The following is a 23,338-nucleotide window of genomic DNA, read 5'->3' on the forward strand; positions in this document are numbered from 1 at the left end:
CGGCTGTGGCATGCCCTGGCGTGGGTGCTGACTGCTGCACTCGCAGGTGCCATGCCGGCACGCGCGGCGGATCCATTGCGCGTGGGTTCCAAGCGCTTCACCGAGTCGTACATCCTTGGCGAGCTGCTGACCCAGGCCGCGGGGCCGCCCGGGGCCGCACAGCACCAGCCGGGGCTGGGCAATACCGCGATCGTCTTCGAGGCGCTGAAGGCCGGCAGCATCGACCTCTACCCTGACTACACCGGCACGCTCGCCGCCGAGATCCTGAAGCTGCCACCCGGAGCCGGGCTCGAGGCCATCCAGCGGGCGCTGGCACCGATGGGGCTGGGCGCGGCGATTCCACTGGGTTTCGAGAACACCTATGCGCTGGCCGTGTCCGACGCCCGCGCCGGCGACCTGCGCCGGCTGAGCGATCTCGCCGCGCTGCCGCAACTCAGGCTCGGCCTGTCCCATGAGTTCCTGGGGCGCGCCGACGGCTGGCCGGGGCTGGCCAGCCGCTACGGGCTGCCGCAACGCCCGGTCGGGCTGGACCACGGCGTTGCCTACGAGGCCCTGGCGGCCGGGCAGGTCGATGCCATCGACATCTATTCCACCGACGCCAAGATCCGTAAATACAAGCTGCGCGTGCTGGAGGATGACCGGCACTACTTCCCGCGTTACGACGCGGTGGTGGTCTACCGCCTGGATGTGCCACAGCGCTTCCCGCAGGCCTGGCAGGCCTTGGAGCGCCTGGCCGGGCGCGTCAGCACCGACGACATGATCGCCATGAATGCGGCGGCGGAGATTGACGGCCAGTCATTCGACGCGATTGCGCGCGCCTTCCTCGCCGGTACGGCGGGGCAAAAGTCCGCGCCTGACAGTGCCAGGCCGCGCAGCCGGCTGGCCGCCGCGCTGTTCGGGCCCGACACCACGCGCCTGGCGCGGCGCCATGTCGGCCTGGTAGCGGGCGCGGTCGGCGCGGCGACGCTGGTGGGCGTGCCGCTCGGGATGCTGGCGGCGCGGCGGCGCCGCACCGGTCAGGTCGTGCTGGGCGTGGTCAGTGTGCTGCAGACGGTGCCGTCGCTGGCCCTGCTGGCGATGCTGATCCCGCTGCTGGGCCGCATCGGCGTGTGGCCGGCGATGGTGGCGCTGTTTCTGTATGCCTTGCTGCCGATCGTGCGCAACACCGCCACCGGGCTGGAGCAGGTGCCGCAGGGCATGCGCGACGCGGCGCGGGCGCTCGGGCTGCGCAGCGGACAGGTCATGCGCTACGTGGAACTGCCGCTGGCCTTGCCGGTGCTGCTGGCAGGCGTCAAGACCGCGGCCATCATCAGCGTCGGCACGGCGACGATCGCGGCCTTTGTCGGGGCGGGGGGCTTTGGCGAGCGCATTGCCACCGGGCTGGCGCTCAACGATACCGCGTTGCTGCTGGCCGGCGCGATCCCGGCGGCCATGCTGGCACTGGTGGTGCAGGCCGTGTTCGAGGCGCTGGAGCTGGCGCTGCGCCGCCATCGCGACGCGCGCTAGCCACCTTGCTGCTGCGCGATGAGCCGGCCGAGGGTTGCGACCGCGGCCTCGGCCTCATGGCTCCACAAGTGCCCGTAGTTCAGCCGGATGCAGTTGCGGTATCCCTGCCGCGCCGAGAAGATCGGTCCCGGCGCAATGCCGATGCCTGCCTCCAGGGCGGCATGGTGCAGTGCCAGCGCATCGAAGCCGGGTGCAAACTCGACCCACAGGAAGTAGCCGCCGTCCGGGCGCGACACGCGCACATCTTCCGGGAAGTGCTGGCCGATGGCATCGATCATGCGTCCCTGCTGCATCTCCAGCACATGGCGCAGGCGGCGCAGGTGCTTGTCGTAGCCGCCATGCTGCAGGTATTCGGCCAGCGCCACCTGCGTGGGCACGCCGGCCGACAGCGTGGTCATCAGCTTGAGCCGCTGGATGGCCTCGCCAAAGCGGCCCGGCGCCACCCAGCCGATGCGGAACCCCGGCGCCAGCGTCTTCGAGAACGAGCTGCAATGCATCACCAGCCCCTGCGTGTCGAAGGCCTTGGCCGGCAGCGGGCAGCGGTTGCCGAAGTAGAGCTCGCCATAGACATCGTCCTCGATCAGCGGCACCTGGTGGCGCGCCAGCAAGGCCACCAGCGCCTTTTTCTTGTCCTCGGACATGCTGGCGCCGAGCGGATTCTGGAACTGCGTCATGAACCAGCACGCCTTGACCGGGTGGCGCGACAGCGCGGCGTCGAGCGCGCCCAGGTCGATGCCTTCGGCGGGGTCGACCGGGATCTCCACGGCCTTGAGCCGCAGCCGCTCCAGCGCCTGCAGCGAGGCATAGAAGCCGGGTGATTCGATCGCGACCACATCGCCCGGCTGCGTCACCGCCATCAGGCACAGGTTCAGCGCCTCGAGCGCGCCGTTGGTGACGACCAGGTCCTCGGCCGGCTGCGGCGCGCCCGCGCCCAGGTAGCGCAGCGCGATCTGGCGGCGCAGCGCGGTATTGCCCGGCGGCAGGTCGTTGACCGAGTACCACGGGTCGAGCGCACGGCCGGCGCGGGCCAGCGACTTGCCCAGCCGCTCCCAAGGGAACAGTTCGGGCGAGGGAAAGGCCGAACCGAACTGCACCAGCTCGCGGTCGCGCGCGCCTTCCAGCACGGCGAAGACCAGCTTGGAGATGTCGACCTGCGTCGACACCTGGCGCGACGGCCGCGCCTGCGGCTGGGGCAGCTCGCGCCGCGCCGCGCCCGCCACGTAGTAGCCGGAGCGCTCGCGCGCCCGCACCAGCCCGCGCTCTTCCAGCCGGTAATAGGCCTGGAAGGCGGTGGAGGGGCTCACGCCATACTGGGCCACGGTCTTGCGGATCGACGGCAGGCGCGTGCCCGGGGGCAGGCTGCCGTTGCGGATATCGGCGGCCAGGGTCTCGGCGAGGGCTTCGTAGCGTTTCATGGCGGGGCGCGGGGGGAGGGGGAACGCAGCATGTCTGCCATGCCGACTTGATCCCAATAACCGGCACGTCATCCCCGCGCAAGCGGGGACCCAGCGACTTCGTCCCCAAAGGGGACGTGAAAGACGCTGGATTCCCGCCTGCGCGGGAATGACGGAGTGGGGTCTGCTTTCTTGGCGACGATTCCAGATCAGATTATCGCCCGCTGGCCTCAAACTGATACGTAAATTTTCCTGTTATCTGATGCTGTTATGGATGGCGCGGACGGCCCATAATCGGCTCTCATACACATAGGCGTTGTGCAAGGAGATGCCATGAACCCTTTGAGGCTGTTGCGGACCGTGCTGTGGGGCTTCTTCGGCCTGCGCCAGGGCCAGGAGCACCAGCGCGACCTGGACAACCTGCGCCCGGTGCCGCTGATCCTGACCGGCGTGGCCGTGGCCGCCGGGCTGGTGGTCTGCCTGGTGCTGGCGGCAAACTGGGCCGTTTCCGCTGCCTGACCTGACTGCTCCCATGCTTCTGCTGCCAGACGGACTTGTCGCCGCCATATCCCGTGCGTTGCGCAAGCTGGCGTGCCTGACGCTGGCCGTGCTATTGCCGGCAGGCGTGGCGCTGGCCGCCACCGCAACCGACACCCAACAGATCGAACGCGGCCGCTACCTTGCGCGCATCGCCAATTGCGCCGCCTGCCACACCAGCGATGGCGGCAAGCCGTTTGCAGGCGGGCTGCCGATCCGCACGGCGGTCGGCACGATCCATTCGACCAATATCACGCCCGATGCAAGTAGCGGCATCGGCGCCTATACGCTGGCAGCGTTCGACCGCGCGGTGCGGCACGGCGTGGCGCGCGACGGCAAGCGGCTCTATCCGGCAATGCCGTATCCGTCGTATGCGCGCATGCGCGCCGAGGACGTGGCGGCGCTGTATGCCTACCTGCGCGCCGAGGTGGCGCCGGTCACGCAGCGCAGCCCCGCGCCGCGGATGCGTTGGCCGTTCAGCATGCGCAGCCTGCTGGCGGTGTGGAACGTGCTGTTTCTCGACGACGACCCCGTCCGCACCGACCCGGCCCGCGGCGCGGCCTGGAACCGCGGCGCCTACCTGGTGCAGGCCGTGGCGCACTGCGGCGCCTGCCATACGCCGCGCGGCAGCCTGTATGCCGAGAAGGGGCTGGACGAGCGCAGCCGCCATTTCCTGGCCGGCGCGAGCGTCGACGGCTGGTCCGCCACCAACCTGACCGGCGACCAGATCACCGGCCTGGGCGCGTGGTCGCGCGCGGATATCGCGGAGTTCCTGCGCACCGGGCGCAACGGGCACGCGACCTCGTTCGGGCCGATGTCCACGGTGATCTCCACCGCCACCCAGTACATGAACCCGGCCGACCTGGATGCGGTGGCCGCCTATCTGAAATCCGTGCCCGGCTCGCGCGGCGAGGACAAGCCGTTCCGGCACGATCCCGCCACCGCGCAGCAACTGCGGCAGGGCCGCTTCGATCTGCCCGGCGCGCGCCAGTACGCGGTGTTCTGCATGCCTTGCCACGGTGCCGACGGCAAGGGCTTTGCCCGCGTGTTCCCGCCGCTGGCCGGCAACCCGACCGTGGCCGATCCCGACCCCGCCTCGCTGGTCAACCTGCTGCTCGACGGCGCCGTGACGGCTCGCGTGGGTACCGCGCCGGCGGACTACCACATGCCCGGCTACGGCTGGACGCTGGACGACCAGGAGCTGGCCAACGTGCTGACCTTTATCCGCGGCAGCTGGGGCAACCGCGCCGCGCCGGTGCAAGAGGCCGGCGTGGCCGCGCGGCGCAAGGCGCTGGCCGCCCAGCATCGCACCGAAGCCGAACGATGAGCCCCCGATGACGATCACGCGCAGAGACTTCCTCAATGGCACCGCCCTGACCATCGCCGCAGGGCTGGCGCCGGTACAACTGCTGCACGCGCAGCAGGGTGGGGCCGGCGCAGCGTACCCGCCGGCCCTGACCGGCCTGCGCGGCAACCATCCCGGCACCTACACACTGGCGCACAGCCTGGCGCGCGAGGGCGCGAAGTATCCCGTGGTGCTGGCACGCGAGGCCTTCGACCTGGTGGTGGTCGGCGGTGGCCTGAGCGGGCTGGCGGCGGCGTGGTTCTACCGGCGCCGCTTCGGCGCGAATCGCCGCATCCTGATCCTGGATAACCACGACGACTTCGGCGGCCATGCCAAGCGCAATGAGTTCACGGTGCGCGGCCAGCGGCTGGTGACTTACGGCGGCAGCGCGGAGATGCCGGCAAGCGCTGCCGGCGACGCTGCGGTGCGCGAACTGCTTGCAGGGATCGGGCTCGACGCCACGCGCCCGCCTGGCACGGCGCCTGCGGATCCCTATGCCGCGCTCGGCATGGGCCGCGCCGTGTTCTTCGATGCCGAGCATTTCGGGCGCGACCAGTGGGTCGGGGGCGATCCGTTCGGCGAGCTGATCGATGCCCGCAATGGGCAGCAGGCCGCTGGCCCGGATGCGGCCGCCCTGTCGCGCTTCCTGGACAGCACGCCTCTGCCTGCCGCAGACCGCGCCGCGCTGGCGCGGCTGGCCGCCGGCGCCACCGATTACCTGCCGGCGCTGTCCGGCGCCGAGCGTGCGGCTGCGCTGCGCGCCATGCGTTATGCAAGCTTTCTGCGCGACAAGGCCGGCATCGGCCTGGCCGGGCAACGCTTCCTGCGCAGCCGCAGCAACGATGCCTATGCGCTGGATGCCGATGGGATCTCCGTTGCCGACGCGATTGCCATTGGCCTGCCTGCCGGCGCCAACATGCCCGCGCCGGCGGGAAACCCGAGGCTTGGCAAGTCGCCGGCCTCGCGCCTGTGGTTCCCGGATGGCAATGCCTCGCTGGCGCGGCTGCTGGTGCAGAGCCTGATCCCGGGCGTGGCGTCGATCGCGCGGCCCGCCGATGTGGTGTCGGCCGCGTTCGACTACAGCCGCCTGGACCGCGACGGGCAGCCGGTGCGCCTGCGCCTGAACAGCACCGCGATCGCGGTCGAGCCCGACGGCAATATCACGCGCGTGACCTATGGCTTCAGCGGCAACCTGCACCGCGTCGAGGCGCGCCACGTGGTGCTGGCCGGCTACAACATGATGATTCCGTACCTGCTGCCGTCGCTGCCGGCGCAGCAGAAGGAGATACTGCACAACGAGGCCAAGGCGCCGCTGGTCTACACCAAGGTGGCGCTGGACCACTGGCAGGCGTTCGCGGCGCTGCGCACGCGCCGTATCCACGCGCCGGCCATGGCCTATACCGACCTGTGGCTGGAACCGCCGGCGGGCAAACAGCCCTCCGATCCCGCCGTGCTGCATATGCTCTATGTGCCGACCGTACCGGACAGCGGCATGCAGGCGCGCGACCGCTTTCGCGCGGGCCGTGCCTTGCTGCTCGGCACGCCCTTCGACACGCTGGAGCGCGACATCCGCGCGCAGCTGGACCGCATGCTTGGGCACAAGGGGTTTGCTTCGAAGGATGTGATCCGCGGCATCACCGTCAACCGTTGGGCGCACGGCTATAGCTATATGCCTGACAGCCTGGCGGGGGAGAACGTGGCGTCCAACGCGGCGTGGCCGGGGCTGGCCGGGGTGGGCAATATCAGCATCGCCAACAGCGACAATGCCGGCAGTCCTTCGTTGACTGCGGCGGTGGGGCAGGGGAAGGGGGCAGTGGAGAGGTTGGGGTAGACGGAGGACCTTCTGCTTGTTGGCTTGCTTGGGTATGTCGGTCGGGTTCCCAGTTGTCGTAGGTTTTACCGCCTGGTTCCGCCCTGCTGGGCGGGTCACTTTTGTCCGAGCGACAAAAGATGGAATGAACGCGCCCCGGCCCTCCGATCAAAGGCGCCGGTAGTTCAGTTGTGCATCCGGGGAAACGTGACAGGATAGGCGGGTCCCCCATCACGAAACGGCATCGATGTGCCAGAGTGGGAGTGTCACCAACCACGCGAGGATGGAGGGACCCGAGATGAATACTACGACTTACGGCCTGGATATTGCAAAGACTGTCTTCCAGCTCTATTGGGTCGAGCCTTCCGGCAAGTGTTCCAACCGCCGCTTCAGCCGGCCCAAGCTGCTGGAGTTTCTCGCGAATCGCGAGCCCGGACGTATCGCGCTCGAAGCATGTGGCAGCGCGCACTGGTGGGCCCGCCAACTGCAAGCCTTGGGTCATGAGCCAGTGCTGCTGCACGCCAGGTACGTGCGACCGTTCGTGCAGACGAACAAAACCGATGCGGCCGATGCCAAGGCTATCTGGACCGCGGCGCAGCAGCCCGGGATGCCGTTCGTGGCCCCGAAGACCGAGCCGCAGCAGTGCGTGCTCAGCCTGCACGCCATGCGCCAGCTGCGCGTGAAGATGCGCACCATGCTGGTCAACCAATTGCGCGGCACGTTGTTTGAGTTCGGAATCCGGATCCGTCCCGGGCTACGGATTGGCCTGCAGGAAATCGTGCAACGAATGGACGAAATCGAACAGGACGTGCCGCCCTTGCTGTTCGAGTTCGTGCGCGAACAATTGCAAAGCATCGAACGGCTCGATCAAGAGATAGCTCGCCTGGATCAACGCATTGATACCTGGGGTCGGCAAAGTCAGGCCTGCAAAACGATTTTGGCCATTCCCGGCATCGGCATGCTTACCGCCACGGCCATGGTTGCCACCATTGGCGACGCGCACACCTTCAAGTCCGGGCGCCAACTGGCGGCTTATCTTGGCCTAGTGCCCAAACAGACCGGCACCGGCGGCAAGGTCTGGCTGAGCGGCATCAGCAAACGCGGCGACCCCTATCTGCGCACCTTGCTGATTCACGGCGCTCGGGTCGTGCTGAGTCATCTGCGCAGAAAGAACCAGCCCGGCTGGAGCCTGATGCTCGCCCAGCGACGGCCGAAAAACGTCGCGGCTGTTGCCCTGGCTAACAAGACGGTGCGTACCATCTGGGCCCTGTTGGTCCACGACCGCACCTATGACCGAGACTACGTCTCGGTCAGGCCTGCCTAGCGGGCAGGCCTGAGCTAGCAAGCAAGGAACCCGTCCACAGGTTGCGAGGGTAATGTCCACGTGATGGCAAAACAGGTTGGACCGCGGGAGTGCAAGCCCAATTGGTTACTGGTGCTCAAAGCACGGCCAAAAGATAGGGACACTCCCGGCGAAATCCATCAGGGCCTGCAGGCCAGGCCTGCACCGCAAGGCCGGATATAAGTCTGCAGCCAATCCTGTCCAAGCCTGATGTTGGCTTTACCTTGCAAACCGGGGCGCGTTCATATAAGTAACCAAAAACGCGTCGCCTCAGGCGGCTGGCCACCCATTCCACGGTGTGGGTGGTTCGGGCGGCGGTGATTTCCGTTCGACGGGGTAGGTGGTTCAGGCCTGCTACGCTCCCGGGATGTGCCTTGCGTCGACGGACTATTGGACGAACCCGACTTTAGGCTATTGGCAGCCTTCTAACGAGGTTATCGGTAGGACGCCTACGGCTGCGCTGCGCGCACTCAGTATCGTAGGTCGGGGGCTCGGGCACGGAGTGCGTCGCTGCGCTCGCACGGCGCTGCCGCGGATGATGCCGGGCCAAAGGAAAAAAATCAGGGCGTGACCGCTAGTTCTGCCACGTTAGGACGTGCGCGCAGCGCAGCCGTAGGCGTCCGACCGACGCGGTATTTAGTCAGTATGACTCCCCTGGGGCAAGAGGGCTGGCCCGCCGCGAGGAATCAAACGCGGGTTAGCATGACTGCCAGAGCCGCACGGTGTGGACAGTGCCACACCCGGCGATTTCCAGCGCGGAGGCCAGCATGGAACACGATAGCACTTTGTATGTCGGTCTGGACGTCCATAAGGACTCGATCACGGTCGCCTATGCACTCGGCATGGGCGAAGTGGAACTGCTTGGTAAGATCGGTACGTCGCAGGCCGATATCGATCGCCTGTGCAAGCGCCTGCAGTCCAAAGCGCGCCACATCCGGATCGTCTACGAGGCCGGCCCCTGCGGATATGGCCTTTACCGGCAGCTTGCAGGAAAAGGGGTCGAGTGCATGGTATGCGCACCGTCACTGATCCCGAAGAAGCCCGGTGAGCGTGTCAAGACCGACCGACGCGATGCGGTCAAGCTTGTGCGATCGCTACGGGCCGGCGACCTGTCGGCGGTGTACGTGCCCAGCGTGGAGGATGAAGCCTTCCGGGATCTGTCGCGCGCGTGGGTCAGCGCCAAGAACGATCTGAAGCGTGCACGGCAGCGACTGAAGGCCTTTCTGCTCTCGCACGGGGTTCGCTACGCCGGCAAAGCCGACTGGGGCCCGGCACACCAGCGTTGGTTGAGCCAATATGCGTTCGACAGCGTGTGGCAGCAACTTGCCTTTGAGGAATATCGACGGACCATCGAGGACCGGATTGCGCAATGCAGCCGTCTCGAAGCGGCCCTGCGCGAGGCAATGGTCAACTGGCGCTTCTATCCGGCTGTACTGGGCTTGCAGACCATGCGCGGCATCGACTTCACCACGGCGGTGGGCATGCTCGCCGAGTTGGGCGATCTCTCGCGCTTCGCGCATCCGCGCCAACTGATGGCCTGGCTTGGTGTAACGCCCGCCGAACACTCGTCGGGCGAGAAACGGCGCCAGGGCAGCATCACCAAGAACGGCAATAGCTATGCAAGAAAGCTACTGGTCGAGGCGGCCTGGAGTTACCGACACCCGGCACGCGTGAGCCCTCAGATCCAGCGCCGGCACGAAGGTATTCCAAAGGCCATCGTTGACCGATCCTGGGACGCCCAGGTTCGACTTTGCCGGCGCTATCGGAGGCTGGCCGCTCGCGGCAAGAACCCGAACATTGCGGTGGTTGCGGTGGCCCGCGAACTGAGCGGCTTCATCTGGGACATCAGCCGCCTTGCGATGTCCCTCTCAGTACCAAACGAGGCGCGGACAATGTAACCAGGCACCGGGGGGTACAAATCAACCTATCCAACAAACTACTGGGAGGCCAGTTTCCTGAAGGCGGCGTAGCCCGGCACACGAGCAACCCGCGTCCCTGCTAGGCAACGGATTCCATCCGACTTGCGGCCTTAGTTAGCGGCAGGCTCATTGAGCGGACCTCTGTAATGCGGTAACCAACCCGCGGATATCAGCGTGATCCACCGTCGAGACTTACTGCTACGCCGCCCTCAGGAAATTGGGAACAGCATGGAACTATGAAACCCTGAGCCAAACAATCTCGATTGACACGGGAAGTCATATCAGCAGGCTGCCAATAGCCTAAAGTCGGGTTCGTCCAATAGTCCGTGGACGCAAGGCACATCCCAGGAGCGTAGCAGGGTCGAACCACCAACCCCACTGAACGGAAATCACCGCCGCTGGAACCACCAACGCCGAGGAATGGATGGCCAGCCGCCAGAGGCGTGTACGGGACAACCACATGGGTAACAAACGAGTTCACTCACATGGGTAACACTTTGAGACTTAGATAGCGCTTGCGGTTGTGGCGTTCATCTATTCCTCCAATCACGATTGGGCCGAAGTGAACATGCCAGACGCCATCGTCGATCGCCTCCAGTCCCACCAGTTCTCCTCGCAGCAAGTGTCCGACATACATCACCACGTTGTGGCGGTAGAGCAAACCGGCGGTGCTCACTCGGTACGTCTCCATGTAGCTTGGATAGCTCATCTCCGGCAGCCGGCTCGGATACTCCCGATTCGATGAGGTGTAGCAGCTGTGCGGCGTCTGCTGGCCCAGCGCTTCGTGTGGGCGCTGTTCGTTATAGAAGCGCCGGAACGCATCCATGCGCCGTTGCTGCGCCGCCAGCGTCGCCGCTGGCGGCAACGCCGTCGCGCGCTTGAGCGTGCGGTGCATGCGCTCGTGCCTGCCGTTCTGCTCCGGATGCCCGGGCGCAATCCGCTCCGGCACAATCCCCAGCTTCAGCCACCAGATCGACAGCTGCGACAGTCCTCCACACCCCGTGGACGCGAACGGCACGCCGTTGTCGGTGCGCAGCCGGTCCGGCAACCCATAACGCCGGAACAGCCGCTTGAACACCGACTTCGTCGGCGCCAGCCGCGGGCCGGCCAGGCCCTTGCAACTCAGCAGGTAACGGCTGGCGTGGTCCATCACCGTGAGCGGATAGCACCAGCACTGGTCCGCCGTCAGGAACTGTCCCTTGAAGTCCGCACTCCACAGCGCGTTCGGCTCGCGCGGCGAGCGCAGCGGCGTGCCATACCGCATCACCCGTCGGCGCTTGCGTTGCGGATCGATCCGGCCCGCTGCCTTCAGGATGTTGTAGATGGTCGTGCGCGAGGGTATCTCTGCCTCGCCAAACCGTTCGGCCAGGCGCTGCTGGATCTTCTTCGGCCCCAGCTCCATCCCGCCTTGCCCGCGCAGTTCCAGGATCGCCTGGCGGATCGGATAGGCGATCCGCTCCTGCGCATGGCGGCTGCGGCTGTGGTCCGCGAGCCCACTGGCGCCTTCATTGGCGTAACGATCGATCCACTTGTAGCCAGTCTTGCGGCTGATGCCATAGCGCTCGCACAGCGCGCTGACGCTGTCCGCGCGGCGCAGGTGCTCGGCAATGAACAGAAGTCGTTGGTCCATAGGTTTGAGCTCACTCCAGGGCATGGGCGCCTCCCTTTGGCTGTCGCCCATGCAGGGTAGAAAACTGTTACCTATGTGCTTGAACTGTTCTGTTACCTATGTGGGTGAGTCGTACCGGCGACGCGTTTTTTGGTTACTTTTTGGCGCTCGGCCAAAAAGTGACCCGCCCAGCAGGGCGGAACCAGGCGGTCCAACCTACGACAACATCGAACCCGCCCTACATAACCAAGCAAGCCAACGAGCAGGAGCCCCACCGGCTACCCCGGCGCGAATCCCCCCCATCAATCAAAACGACGGCACCATCGCCCCCTTGTACTGCGCCTTCATAAACTGCCGCACGTCTTCAGACTGGTACGCAGCCACCAGCTTCTTGACCCAAGGCTTGTCCTTGTCCTGCGTGCGCACGACGATGATGTTGGCGTACGGGCTGTGGATGTCTTCCAGCGCGATCGCGTCCTTGGTCGGCTGCAGGCCAGCGGCGAGCGCGTAGTTGGTGTTGATGACGGCGGCGCTGACATCAGGCAGGGCACGGGCCAGTTGGGCAGCGTCGAGTTCCACGATCTTCAGCTTCTTCGGGTTCTCGGCCACGTCCAGCGGGGTGGCGTTGACACCGTTGGTACCGGCGCCGGCCTTGAGCTTGATCACACCTTGCGCCTGCAGCAGCAGCAGGGCGCGGTTCTCATTCGACGGGTCGTTGGGCACGGCCACCTTGGCGCCTTGCGGCAGGTCCTTCGCTGACTTGAGGTTCTTCGCGTAGATACCCAACGGCGAGATATAGGTATAGCCCACGCTCTGCATCTTGTAGCCGCGCTGCTTCACCTGGCTGTCCAGGTAAGGCTGGTGCTGGAAGCTGTTGGCGTCCAGGTCGCCGGCGTCCAGCGCCGCGTTGGGCTGCACGTAGTCGTTGAACTCCACGACCTTGACGTTCAGGCCATTGCGCTTGGCCACCTTCTGGACGACTTGCCAGACCTCGGCGTCGGGGCCGCTGACGGTGCCGACGCGGATGGTCTGTTCCTGGGCCGAGACGCTGCCGGCGGCGATAAAACCAAGGGCGGACACTGCGACCGCCAGACGCTTGATGAGAGACGTGCTGCGCATAGGAGTTCTGGAAATATTCTGGTTATGTGGCGAGTGAGACAGTCGCTTGGGCAGGGATCGCCTGACCGGGGCGAGGGCCACAGATTAACGCAATTGCGTCCAGATGGCGCAGCGGGAATGAATCTGGCGTCTATTTCTTTTTCATATGCTTATGAATCCAAAGAAGGTCTGGATACTGGCATTTAATGGCGCGCACCAAGAGGGCGCGCCTTTCGTGCGCGCTGCTACCAACTGAATAGCGCGTCTCCAGCATTGCCAAACTTCCCCAGCACTAGCCGATCATCCCCGGCCTTTGATATCGCTCGGCTCGCCTTGCGCCATCCCTGGCGCGGACGTGCTGGACGAACGATCTGAGGGGAGCTTGCTTTGTCTGCCTGCCGGGGTTTGCCTGCAGGACGGCGGGTGGATGCATTCATGGAATGGCTCCTCGTATGTCAAAGACATAGAAATAGCAAAGCCTCGTCCTTCCGGCTGTGAGAATGTGCCTAATTGCCAGCAGAAACCGCTGCAATACCTGCGCTATTCCGACACTACCCCATACCCCTGCCCCTTCCACTCGATAAAACACAACCCATGCCCGAACGGGTCCGACAGCGTTGCCTGCCGCCCCCATGCAAAGTCCTGCGGCCAGTCCTCGATCTCGGCGCCGGCTTCCAGCGCGCGTTCGATGGCCTGTTCCAGGTCGGCGACGACAAAGTCGAGGTGGACCGGCGTCCAGTGGCGGCGGTAGTCGCGCCGGGTATCGGCGCGGGTAGTGGGGCGCGTGCCGGCGGGCTTGGCGAGCAGGTAGATCGGGGTATTTCCGCCCAGCATCTCGGCGACGGTGCCGTCGAACAGCTTGCGGTTCAGCCTCAGGCCAAGCCCTTGCGCGTAGAAGTCGATGCCGCGCGGCAGGTCATCGACATCGATATTGATCAGCAACTCCATGACAGCCTCCTGGCGGCGTTCCGTGTGAGAGCGGCCGCATTGTGCGCCGGGTCTCCTGACACATGCTGTCAGGAGTGATGTTTCAGCCGGGCTCAGGCAGGGGGCATGGACGGCGCTTCAGCCGCGCAGCAACTGGCGCACGACCGGGCGCAGCGCGTCGCCCAGCGCCACGTGGGCGTCGGCATCCAGGTGCACGCCGTCGACCTCGCTGCTCTGGATGATGGTGCCGGCGTCGAACAGCGGACAGTCCAGCTGCGTGCAGACCTCGGCCACGGCCTGCGGCAGGCCCGTCCACTTATGCTCGCCGCCGGCGAACTTGGGTGCCAGCGGGCCGCGCGGCGTGCGGATCGGGGGCGGGTGACGACCAGCACCGGCGGCACCGGCATGCCCGGCTCGATGGGCGCGGTGCGGATCGCCTGCACCAGCGTGGCGATGCCCTGGGCGGCGTGCCAGGCGTTGTGCGGGTGCATCGACTGGAAATCGTTGTTGCCCAGCATCAGGACCACCAGTGCCAGCGGCGAGTGGATTTCAATGCGCTGCGCCAACCCTTGCAGGCCGTTGCGGCCGGGTTTGAAAGGATCGTCCCAGACCGTGCGGCGGCCGTTCAGGCAGTCTTCGATGATGCGCACCGGGGCGCCGCCGTCGGCGTTCAGGCCCAACTCCAGCCGGCCGGGCCAGCGCACCGGAAACGGCAGGCGCCGGCGCGTGCCGGGCACGATGCCCCATGACAGCGAATCGGCGTAGACGAGGACCTGCAAGGGATCGGTTTCAGCCAGCGGCGCAGCGCTCATGCGGGACTCCAGTCGGCGTCAGTATTGGTCGATGAAGGGCAAGGGCCCGTGTCAAGCCGTGTTGCACCGCGTAGACAAAAAGGTCTCCCGAATACGCGGAGACTTCATAATATCGACTTATTGCAGACTGGGAGAATGAAGTTGCGTTTCGAGCACTTGGTTGAGATCAACGATCCGGGCAATCCACAACTGGATCCGCTGACGGCTGACCAGTTGTGGCAAGGCCTGGTGCTGCGCGCCGAGTCTCCCGAACTCTTCGTGCTGGGGCTGGACCGCGCCGAGGTGGTGGGCCGCGGCGACAACTGGATCGACCGCGTGCTGCATTTTGGCGAAGCGTCGATCGAGGACCGCGTGGTCTACGAGCCGCGCCGGCTGGTGCGCTATGAAACCGCGGCCACGGCCGACCATGCCGGCGGCACGCTGACCATGGCAATCGAGACCCCGGGACCGGGTGCGCTGCTGCTGCGCTTTATCTACGACACCACCATGCCGGCCGTTGATGACCGCGGCGACGACCGCTACGCCGAGATCGTCAAGTCTGCCTACCACGCGGCGGACATCGACACCGTCCGCAAGATCCGCGAGATCGCCGACACCGGGCGGCTGGGGTGAGCGAGGGCTCCGTGACGCCGGAGGGTTCCGGCCAGCGGCCGGGACTGCCGACCCGGCAGGCGCTGCGTGCGCGCTACGGCGACCGGCTGCGCTGGCTGGTGCTGGTGACGCTGATGCTGGGCACGGTCTCGTCGATCGTTTCGTCCACCATTATCAATGTCGCCATTCCGGACCTTAGCCGGCATTTCGTGCTGGGGCAGGAGCGCGCGCAATGGGTGGCCGCCAGCTTCATGATCGCGATGACGCTGTCGATGCTGCTGACGCCCTGGCTGCTGAACCGCTACGGGCTGCGCCGCACCTTCCTGGGAGCGCTGGTGTTGCTGGGCACGGGCGGGCTGTTCGGCGGCTTTTCACCGACCTACGGCGTGATGATCGCGATGCGTGTGATCGAGGGCATTGCCGCAGGCATCATGCAGCCGCTGCCGAATATCCTGATCCTGCGGGTGTTCGAAGAGCGCGAGCAGGGCAAGGCCGTCAGCATGTTCGGTTTTGGCGTGGTGCTCGCGCCGGCGCTGGGGCCGAGCCTGGGCGGGTTCCTGGTCGAGGCCTTTGGCTGGCGTTCGATCTTCTTTGTGGTGGTGCCGCTGACGCTGGTCGGCGTGCTGATGGCGCGGCGCTTCATGGCGGTGGATTCGACCATGATGGGCGAGCGCCAGCCGCTGGACTGGCGCGGTCTGGGCCTGGCCGGCATTGCCACGGTGAGCCTGCTCAATGGCGTGGTGGAGATGCGCGAGAGCGTGCCGGCGGGCATGGCGCTGCTCGGCTTCGGCGTGCTGATGCTGGCGGCGTTCGTGATGTGGCAGCTGCGCGCGGCCTATCCGCTGATGAATATGCGGCTCTACAGCTACCGGCAGTTCGCGGCCGGGGCGGTGGTGGCCTTTATCTACGGCGCGGGGTTGTTCGGCTCGACCTACCTGTTGCCGGTCTACATGCAGATGGCGCTGGAATACACGCCGTCGCGCGCCGGCCTGGTGCTGTTCCCGGCGGGGGTGGTGCTGGCGCTGACGATCGCCGTGGCGGGGCGCTTCACGCAGCGGATCTCGCCGCATGTCCAGGTGTCGTTCGGGCTGGCGCTGCTGTCGCTGTCGTTCCTGCTGATGGCACTGGGGTCGCCCTCCACGCCCTATATGTTGCTGGTGGCGCTGGCGGTGCTGGGGCGGATCGGGCTGGGCTGCATCCTGCCGTCGCTGACGCTGGGGGCGATGCGCGGAGTGGACTTCACGCTGATCGCGCAGGGATCGAGCTGCATCAACTTCCTGCGCCAGCTGGGCGGGGCCATCGGCGTGAGCCTGGCGGGCGTGGGGCTGCAATGGCGGCTTGCGGAGCACGGCGCGGCGCTGGGCCAGGCCGGCGACGCCGCCGTGCAGGCGGCGCGCATCACTGCCTTCGATGAAACCTTCCTGGCCGTGGGCGTGGTGATCGCCATCGCGATGCTCGCGGCGTGGCGGATCCGGCCGCGGCCGGTGCCGGCGGCCTGAGGCCGCCGGGCCTGGCAGCTCTGGCTTAGCTGGCCGCGCCGCTGCGCAGCTCTTCTACCAGCGCGATGTATTGCTCCATCGCCTGTTCACGCGCGGTGCCGCGCAGGGCTTCCCAGGCTTCGAACTTGTAGCGGCCGACAAAATCGGCCATGCCGGGCTTGTCGCCGTGGGCGTCGCCCTCGCTGCCTTGCTTGAACAGGGCGTACAGGCGCAGCAGGGACATATTGCTGGGGCGCTCGCTCAGTTGCTTGACGTCGATCTGGGCCTGGTCGAAGCGTGCCTGCAGGTCGCTCATGGGGTTCCTCCGTATGTGCTGTCTGGATTGCGAAAGTGAGAGGCCGATGATAGCCGTCCGGCGGCCCCGCGCCGTCCGTATAAAACCGAAGAAGCCCTCGATTCCGGGCATCACCGGATACAATCGCGGCATGTCCTGGATTCTTGCTGTTGAAACTTCTACGGAGTGGTGCTCGGTCGCGCTCGGACGTGCGGCCGGTGCCGGAATCGAGTGCCTGGTGCGCCATGAGCACACCGGCGCACGCTCGTCGGCACGGGTGCTGCCGGCCGCCGGTGAATTGCTGGCCGAGGCCGGCATCGCACTGGCCGACTGCGCCGCCATCGCCTTTGGTGCCGGCCCGGGCTCGTTCACCGGCTTGCGCACCGCCTGCGGCGTGGCGCAGGGCCTGGCGTTCGGCGCCGGGCTGCCGGTGGTTCCGGTCAATACCCTGATGACCTGTGCCGAGCACGCGCGTGCCGCCACGCCGGCGCTGCCGGACGATACCGCCGTGCTGGTGGCGCTGGATGCGCGCATGGACGAGGCCTATTCCGCGGCCTTCCGCTGGCATGCCGGCGCGGGTGAATGGGCGGAACTCACGCCGATGCGGGTCAGCGCGCCGGAAACCGTGCCGGTGCCTGACGGCGCGTTCTGGCTGGCCGGCAATGCCGCCGCCGTCTTTGGCGAGCGGCTGGCGGGCCTGGCGCGCGCGTCGCGCGTGCTGCCGGAGGCGATGCCCCATGCGCAGCCGATGGTCGCCATCGCCCTGCGCGCACTGGCGCGCGGCGAGGCCATCGACGCCGACCAGGCCATGCCCATCTACCTGCGCGACAAGGTCGCCCAGACCATCGCCGAACGCGAAGCCGCCGCTGCCGCGCGCGCGGCCGCCCAGGCCGGGAGCGCATCGTGAGCGCGGCCTATCCGCTCGATGACCGCAATCACTGGCCGGCGGTGCCCGCCATGCCGGCGCTGCCGGACGGCTGGGCGCTGGGCCGCATGAGCGCGCTGGACCTGGAAGCGGTGGCGGGCATCGAGGCGCGCGCCTACAGCCATCCGTGGACGCGCGGCAATTTCGAGAACTCGGTCAAGTCCGGGCATCTCGGCCTGACGCTGCGCGACCCCTCGGGCACGCTGGTGGCCTACGCCGTGCTGATGCCGGTGGTCGATGAAATGCACCTGCTCAATATCACCGTGGAGCCGCGGCGCCAGCGCCAGGGGCTGGGGCGGCTGATGCTGGCGGTGGTGCTGGCCACCTCGCACGCGCACCGCATCCATACCATGCTGCTGGAAGTGCGCCCGTCCAATATCGGGGCGATCGCGCTGTACCAGGCCGCGGGATTCGCCGAGATCGGGCGCCGCAAGGGCTATTACCCGGCCCACGGCGGCAAGCGCGAAGACGCGCTGGTGCTGCGCCGCGCCTGGCCGGAGCAGGCCGCCGCCAATGAAGGCACGGAGGGCAAGGCATGAGCCGCCGCGCACAGTTCCTGGAAGTGCTGGGCATCTCGACTGAGTGGGTGCCGCGCGAGGGCAAGGACGCCCAGACGGAAGCCGCGCCTGAGATAGCGGCGGCGCAGGCTGCGGTGCCTGTGGTCGAGGCGCCCGTGGCTCAAACGGCTGTCCCGGTTGCCGCAGCGGTTGCCGATCCCGTTGAGACCGTGCCGGCGCCAGTGGCGCCGACTGTCTCCCGGCCGCCCGTCGTCCCGTCGCTGGTTCCCGCGAATCCGGAGCCCGGCCCGGCGCAGGCGGACCGCGAAGCCGCCATCGCCGCAATGGCATGGCCGGCGCTGGATGCCGCCGTGGCCGGCTGCACCGCCTGCGGCCTGTGCCAGACCCGCACCAATACCGTGTTCGGCGTGGGCGACCGGCAGGCCGAATGGATGCTGGTGGGCGAAGCCCCCGGCGAGAACGAGGACCTGCAGGGCGAGCCCTTCGTGGGCCAGGCCGGCAAGCTGCTCGACAATATGCTGGGCGCACTCGGGCTGGCGCGCGGGCGCGATGTGTTCATTGCCAACGTGCTCAAGTGCCGCCCGCCCGGCAATCGCAACCCGGAGCCGGAAGAGGTGGCGCAGTGCGAACCCTTCCTGCGCCGGCAGATCGCGCTGCTCAAGCCCAGGGTGATCGTGGTGCTGGGCCGCTTCGCGGCGCAGTCGCTGCTGCGCACCACCACGCCCATCGGCAAGCTGCGCGGCAACGTGCATACCTATGAAGGCATCCCCGTGGTGGTGACCTACCACCCCGCTTACCTGCTGCGCACCCTGACTGACAAGGCGCGCGCCTGGGAAGACCTGTGCCTGGCCCGGGAGGTCCATGACCGTGCGGGAGCTGGGGCCTGACCTCTCTCTGACCCGCGGCGGCGACGGCCACGGGCCGTCGGGCCCGCCGCTGTGGCGCCGCGCCGCGTCGGCGCGCACGCGCGACCTGGCCTGGACCACGCTGTCGCCGCCGCTGCTGGCAGAGGTGCCGGGCGCGGCCCTGGCGCGCTGGCCTGCCGGCACGCTGGCCGCCTGGCAGCACTGGCTGGAAACCGCGGACCCCGCCACGCTGCCCGCCACCATCGATGAACTGGCCGACGGCAACGCCGCCCCTTCCGCCGACGATCCCGACCAGGACCCCGCCAGCCGCAGCCTGCGCCTGGGCCGCCATGCCGAGCGGCTGCTGCATTTTGCGCTGCGCCATATGCAGGGACTGTCGCTGCTCGCCGCCAACGTGCCGGTGCGGCGCGCGGGCCGGCACGGCGTACGCACGCTGGGCGAGCTGGACTTCGTCTGGCGCGAGCAGGCATCCGGTGCGGTGGTCCACTGGGAGATGGCGGCCAAGTTCTACCTGATGGCCCCCGGCGACAGCGACGCTGCGCGCGCCCAGGACTTTGTCGGCCCGAACCTGGTCGACCGCCTTGGCGACAAGCTGGGCCACATCGTGCACCGGCAGCTGCCGCTGGGGCGCACGGCGGAGGCGCAGGCCCTGCTGGGGCATACGGTCGACCGCAGCGAAGTCTACCTGCTGGGCTGGCTGTTTTATCGCGACGGGCGGGTGCCCCTGGGGCTGGATGTGCTCGGCATCGCGCCAGACCATCTGCACGGCTGGTGGACCACGCTCGACGGCTGGGCCGCCCGCGCCGCGGCGCGGCCGGGCTTGCGCTGGTGCCGCCTGCCGCGTACCGGGTGGCTGTCTGGCGCACTGGTGCCCGAATCCGGCACGGAAGAGGTCGGCGCGCTGCAAGCGATGCTGGCGCAGCGCTTCGCCGATCCGCGCCATGACCATGGCTGGCGGCGCGAGTCGCCGGTGATGCTGTGCGAACTGGAGCCCGCCGGGCCGCAGGCGCCGGGCTGGTGGCGCGAATGCTCGCGCGGGTTCGTGGTGCCGCCGGGGTGGGAAGAGCGGGCGCTGGCGCGGGCGGCGGAGCCGTTGCGGGCGGGGCCGAATGAGGGGGCTGGTCAGGCAGACTGACTAGAGCGGACCGAGGCCGGCGTGGCGCCTTCAAAGTCGCTGGGTTCCCGCCTACGCGGGAACGACGAGTTTTGAACCCCCCGAGAGCCTTCGAAGCGTCATCCCCGCGAAGGCGGGGATCCAGCGTCTTTGCGCCTCAGTGGTGCTTGTCCTCGCCGATCATCGCCAGCGAGTTGAAGGTGCGCACGTTGTACTTGTGCAGCTTGAGCACCAGCGCCATGGTTACAACGATAAACAGGCCCAGCGCGATGATGACCAGGCCGATCGGCGCGTTCACCTTGATCAGCAGCGCGTACAGGCACAGCATCAGCAGCACCGAGACGTTCTCATTGAAATTCTGCACCGCGATCGAGTGGCCGGCCGACAGCAGCACGTGGCCGCGATGCTGCAGCAGCGCGTTCATCGGCACCACGAAGTAGCCCGACATGGCGCCCACCACCATCAGGAACACATAGGCGATGGCCATGTACAGCGGCATGTGCATGCCCAGCACGTCCAGCGTGACCTGGGGCATCGCGTCCTTGGTGTAGAACGCCATCAGCATCACGGTGGCACCCATCGCCACGCCGAAGGGCAGCACCGACAGCGACTTGCGCAGCGGGATGCGCGCCGCGGCCAGGATCGCGCCCACGGCCACGCCGACGGCCACCACAGCCTGCAGCAGCGCGCCCTGGGACAGGTTCAGGCCCAGCGATTTCTCTGCCCACTTCAGCACGATGAACTGCAGCGTGGCGCCCACGCCCCAGAACAGCGTGGTCACCGCCAGCGAGATCTGGCCCAGCTTGTCGCGCCACAGGGCGACGAAGCAGTCGCCGAACTCGGCAATCAGCTTGATCGGGTTCTTTTCCTGCGCCGGATAGCGGGCGCCGGTGTCGGGGATAAACAGGTTGAAGACTGAGGCGATCACGTAGAACAGCATGATCACCACCATCGCGGCCTCGGCCGGCGTGTCGATGCCCGTATTGATATAGGGCATGTCAAAGCGCAGCAGGAGGTTGGAGACATGCACCGAGATCAGCGCGCCGCCCACCACAGTGCCCAGGATGATCGAACCCACCGTCAGGCCCTCGATCCAGCCGTTGGCCATCACCAGCTTCTCGGGCGGCAGCAGTTCGGTCAGGATGCCGTACTTGGCCGGCGAGTACGCCGCCGCGCCGAATCCCACGATGCCGTACGCCAGCAGCGGGTGCAGCCCGAACATCATGATGGCGCAGCCGACCACCTTGATGGCATTGGTGATGAGCATCACCCGCCCCTTGGGCATGGAGTCGGCAAAGGCGCCGACGAAGGCGGCGAGAACGACGTAGGAGAGGACGAAGAACAGCTTGAGCAGCGGGGTCATCCACTGCGGGGAATGCAGCTCGGTGAGAAGGGCGATGGCGGCGATCAGCAAGGCATTGTCGGCCAGCGAAGAAAAAAACTGCGCGGCCATGATGGTGTAAAAACCCTTCTTCATGCTGTCGACTTTCTCTCCATCGCGAACTCCGCTCAGGTTGGCCAGGCTGGTGCCCGCCGGCGAGGCCATGGTTTGCAGGGAACCTTGTGCCGCAGCCGTGTCGAATTGTGTCGGTGGTGCTACGCTGCGGCGCCGTGAGGCTTGCCTGACAGTCATTGACATATTGCTTCGCTTTTAGAACATGGCCGGAGCGTCCGGCTTTATATCACGAAAACATGACATTCCCGAACCCCGGCATGGGCTCTTTTTGACAGCAAATTGCCGTGCCGATTCCCCGATGACCTCCGGCAACAGCATCTGAATGTGTTCAAATAACGGCTGCGGCCGCCGCCAGTGGACCGGGTCTTCCCTGATCTGGTGCGCGGTCTGACAGATATATGGTGACTGGGAAACATGGGCATGCCAATTGCGGGCATCCCGCATCCCGGTCGCCCCAACGTGCTGCGGCACACCGACAGGTGACGTTTGCGCCATCGACACTGAGACCGAGCCCTGCCTTCAGCGCCCGCGCCGGCCGCACATGCCGGCCGCGCCGCCCGCGTGCTCCTCTGCTTCCGAGATGTGATTCCCATGCCAAGACCCATCCAAGCTGTCATCCATCAACCCGCCCTGGCCAACAACCTCGACGTCATCCGCCGCAAGGCGCCGGATTCGCGCATCTGGGCAGTGGTCAAGGCCAACGCCTACGGCCACGGTATCCGCCGCGTCTTTGCTGCATTGCGGGGTACGGACGGCTTCGGCCTGCTGGACCTGAACGAGGCCGTGCTGCTGCGCGATCTCGGCTGGCAGGGCCCGATCTTGCTACTGGAGGGCTTCTTCCAGGCGCAGGACGTGGCCATCATCGAACAATACCGCCTGACTACGGCGATCCACTGCGACGAGCAACTGCGCATGTTGGAAAGCGCACGCCCCAAGGGGCCGCTGGCGATCCAGCTCAAGCTCAATACCGGCATGAACCGGCTCGGCTTCCACCCGGCGGCGTACCGTACCGCCTGGGAGCGCGCCCGCGCCATGCCCTGCGTGGGCAGTATTGTCCATATGACGCATTTTTCCGATGCGGATAGTCCGCGGGGCATCGCCCACCAGGTCGAGGCGTTCGATGCCGCCACGGCGAACTTGCCGGGCGAGGCCAGCCTGTCGAATTCCGCCGCGGTGCTGTGGCATCCGCAGGCGCACCGCGCCTGGGTGCGTCCGGGCATCATCCTGTACGGCGCCTCGCCCACGGGCCGCGACGCCGACATCGCCGGCACCGGCCTGCAGCCCGCCATGTCGCTGCACAGCGAGCTGATCTCGGTGCAGGACCTGCAGGCGGGCGATACCGTCGGCTACGGCTCCTTGTTCACCGCCGAGCGGCCGATGCGCATCGGCGTGGTGGCCTGCGGCTATGCCGACGGCTACCCGCGCCATGCGTCGGGCTGGGGCGAGCAACGTGCGCCGGTGCTGGTCGATGGCGTGCGCACCGAACTGGTCGGGCGCGTGTCCATGGACATGCTGTGCGTGGACCTGACCCCATGCCCGAAGGCCAGGGTCGGCAGTCCGGTCACGCTGTGGGGCCAGGGCCTGCCGATCGACGAAGTGGCGCAGGCCAGCGGCACCGTGGGCTACGAACTGATGTGCGCGCTGGCGCCGCGCGTGCCGACCTCGGTGGCGACGATCACCGCCCCGGACAGCACCGCGCCTGCCGTGGCCTGATCCGGCGCGTTAGTGCGGGCGCAGGCCCGCGCACTTGCCATCTGCCGGCCGGGTCACTTGTGGGCCCGGTTCGTTTTTTTCCT

Annotated in this window: 19 protein-coding genes and 1 pseudogene; 13 read left to right on the forward strand and 7 right to left on the reverse strand. The window is 67.0% G+C overall.

What is annotated here, in order from left to right:
* The first annotated feature begins 51 nt into the window (after positions 1-51).
* Positions 52-1,506, forward strand: a complete 1,455-nt coding sequence (locus tag ACREYQ_RS07120; RefSeq protein WP_432260047.1) for a glycine betaine ABC transporter substrate-binding protein — start codon at positions 52-54, stop codon at positions 1,504-1,506.
* On the opposite strand, the gene ACREYQ_RS07125 is transcribed toward ACREYQ_RS07120, so the two are convergent.
* Positions 1,503-2,921, reverse strand: coding sequence for a PLP-dependent aminotransferase family protein (locus tag ACREYQ_RS07125; protein WP_432260048.1), 1,419 nt, complete (start codon positions 2,919-2,921; stop codon positions 1,503-1,505). The genes ACREYQ_RS07120 and ACREYQ_RS07125 overlap by 4 nt on opposite strands.
* A 312-nt stretch (positions 2,922-3,233) precedes the next feature.
* Here ACREYQ_RS07125 and ACREYQ_RS07130 point away from each other — a divergent pair, with 312 nt between their 5' ends.
* The 5 genes from ACREYQ_RS07130 to ACREYQ_RS07150 all read left to right on the forward strand — a co-directional run bounded on the left by ACREYQ_RS07130 (position 3,234) and on the right by ACREYQ_RS07150 (position 9,832).
* Positions 3,234-3,419, forward strand: a complete 186-nt coding sequence (locus ACREYQ_RS07130) for a DUF2970 domain-containing protein (RefSeq protein ID WP_432260049.1) — start codon at positions 3,234-3,236, stop codon at positions 3,417-3,419.
* Between the two features lie 13 nt (positions 3,420-3,432).
* Entirely contained in the window at positions 3,433-4,764 is a 1,332-nt protein-coding gene (locus tag ACREYQ_RS07135) for a c-type cytochrome (RefSeq protein ID WP_432260050.1), read from the forward strand.
* Between the two features lie 7 nt (positions 4,765-4,771).
* Complete coding sequence (locus ACREYQ_RS07140; RefSeq protein WP_432260051.1) at positions 4,772-6,613, forward strand: NAD(P)-binding protein; 1,842 nt, start codon at positions 4,772-4,774, stop codon at positions 6,611-6,613.
* 277 nt (positions 6,614-6,890) lie between these two features.
* On the forward strand, positions 6,891-7,916 hold the full coding sequence (locus tag ACREYQ_RS07145) for an IS110 family transposase (protein ID WP_432257737.1): 1,026 nt from the start codon (positions 6,891-6,893) through the stop codon (positions 7,914-7,916).
* Positions 7,917-8,701: 785 nt separating this feature from the next.
* Positions 8,702-9,832 (forward strand): IS110 family transposase, encoded by a 1,131-nt coding sequence (locus ACREYQ_RS07150; protein WP_432260052.1) that lies wholly within the window; start codon positions 8,702-8,704, stop codon positions 9,830-9,832.
* Positions 9,833-10,334: 502 nt separating this feature from the next.
* Here ACREYQ_RS07150 and ACREYQ_RS07155 read toward each other — a convergent pair.
* The 4 genes and pseudogenes from ACREYQ_RS07155 to ACREYQ_RS07170 form a co-directional block, all read right to left on the reverse strand.
* The gene (locus ACREYQ_RS07155; RefSeq protein ID WP_432258891.1) at positions 10,335-11,483 is read right to left on the reverse strand and encodes an integrase core domain-containing protein; all 1,149 of its coding nucleotides are present in this window, start codon (positions 11,481-11,483) and stop codon (positions 10,335-10,337) included.
* Positions 11,484-11,768: 285 nt separating this feature from the next.
* A complete protein-coding gene (locus ACREYQ_RS07160) occupies positions 11,769-12,581 on the reverse strand; it encodes a MetQ/NlpA family ABC transporter substrate-binding protein (RefSeq protein WP_078196620.1) in 813 nt (270 codons plus the stop codon).
* Between the two features lie 519 nt (positions 12,582-13,100).
* A complete protein-coding gene (locus tag ACREYQ_RS07165) occupies positions 13,101-13,508 on the reverse strand; it encodes a VOC family protein (protein ID WP_432260053.1) in 408 nt (135 codons plus the stop codon).
* Between the two features lie 117 nt (positions 13,509-13,625).
* Positions 13,626-14,299: pseudogene (locus ACREYQ_RS07170) on the reverse strand (SGNH/GDSL hydrolase family protein).
* 135 nt (positions 14,300-14,434) lie between these two features.
* Between ACREYQ_RS07170 and ACREYQ_RS07175 the strand changes: the two are divergent.
* Together ACREYQ_RS07175 and ACREYQ_RS07180 are read left to right on the forward strand one after the other, a co-directional pair.
* A complete protein-coding gene (locus tag ACREYQ_RS07175; protein ID WP_432260054.1) occupies positions 14,435-14,911 on the forward strand; it encodes an SRPBCC family protein in 477 nt (158 codons plus the stop codon).
* Positions 14,908-16,389: a DHA2 family efflux MFS transporter permease subunit gene (locus ACREYQ_RS07180; RefSeq protein WP_432260055.1), complete on the forward strand. Its 1,482-nt coding sequence runs from the start codon at positions 14,908-14,910 to the stop codon at positions 16,387-16,389. The genes ACREYQ_RS07175 and ACREYQ_RS07180 overlap by 4 nt, the downstream gene beginning before the upstream one ends.
* Positions 16,390-16,414: 25 nt before the next feature.
* Here ACREYQ_RS07180 and ACREYQ_RS07185 read toward each other — a convergent pair whose 3' ends face one another.
* Complete coding sequence (locus ACREYQ_RS07185; RefSeq protein WP_432260056.1) at positions 16,415-16,684, reverse strand: acyl-CoA-binding protein; 270 nt, start codon at positions 16,682-16,684, stop codon at positions 16,415-16,417.
* A gap of 130 nt (positions 16,685-16,814) precedes the next feature.
* Between ACREYQ_RS07185 and tsaB the strand changes: the two genes are divergently transcribed.
* Genes tsaB through ACREYQ_RS07205 form a run of 4 tightly spaced genes read left to right on the forward strand, consistent with a single transcriptional unit; the run spans position 16,815 to position 20,107 of the window.
* Positions 16,815-17,570, forward strand: coding sequence for a tRNA (adenosine(37)-N6)-threonylcarbamoyltransferase complex dimerization subunit type 1 TsaB (tsaB, locus tag ACREYQ_RS07190; RefSeq protein WP_432260057.1), 756 nt, complete (start codon positions 16,815-16,817; stop codon positions 17,568-17,570).
* Positions 17,567-18,127 (forward strand): ribosomal protein S18-alanine N-acetyltransferase, encoded by a 561-nt coding sequence (gene rimI, locus ACREYQ_RS07195; RefSeq protein ID WP_432260058.1) that lies wholly within the window; start codon positions 17,567-17,569, stop codon positions 18,125-18,127. Before tsaB ends, rimI begins: the two co-directional genes overlap by 4 nt.
* Entirely contained in the window at positions 18,124-18,993 is an 870-nt protein-coding gene (locus ACREYQ_RS07200; protein WP_432260059.1) for a uracil-DNA glycosylase, read from the forward strand. Before rimI ends, ACREYQ_RS07200 begins: the two co-directional genes overlap by 4 nt.
* Positions 18,968-20,107 (forward strand): DUF1853 family protein, encoded by a 1,140-nt coding sequence (locus ACREYQ_RS07205; protein WP_432260060.1) that lies wholly within the window; start codon positions 18,968-18,970, stop codon positions 20,105-20,107. Before ACREYQ_RS07200 ends, ACREYQ_RS07205 begins: the two co-directional genes overlap by 26 nt.
* 136 nt (positions 20,108-20,243) lie before the next feature.
* On the opposite strand, the gene lplT is transcribed toward ACREYQ_RS07205, so the two are convergent.
* Positions 20,244-21,563, reverse strand: a complete 1,320-nt coding sequence (gene lplT, locus ACREYQ_RS07210; RefSeq protein WP_432260061.1) for a lysophospholipid transporter LplT — start codon at positions 21,561-21,563, stop codon at positions 20,244-20,246.
* 570 nt (positions 21,564-22,133) lie between these two features.
* Between lplT and alr the strand changes: the two genes are divergently transcribed.
* Positions 22,134-23,255, forward strand: a complete 1,122-nt coding sequence (gene alr / locus ACREYQ_RS07215) for an alanine racemase (RefSeq protein WP_432260062.1) — start codon at positions 22,134-22,136, stop codon at positions 23,253-23,255.
* Positions 23,256-23,338 lie beyond the last annotated feature (83 nt).

Origin of the sequence: Cupriavidus sp. TMH.W2, from assembly GCF_050847365.1 — a bacterium.
Lineage (GTDB): Bacteria > Pseudomonadota > Gammaproteobacteria > Burkholderiales > Burkholderiaceae > Cupriavidus.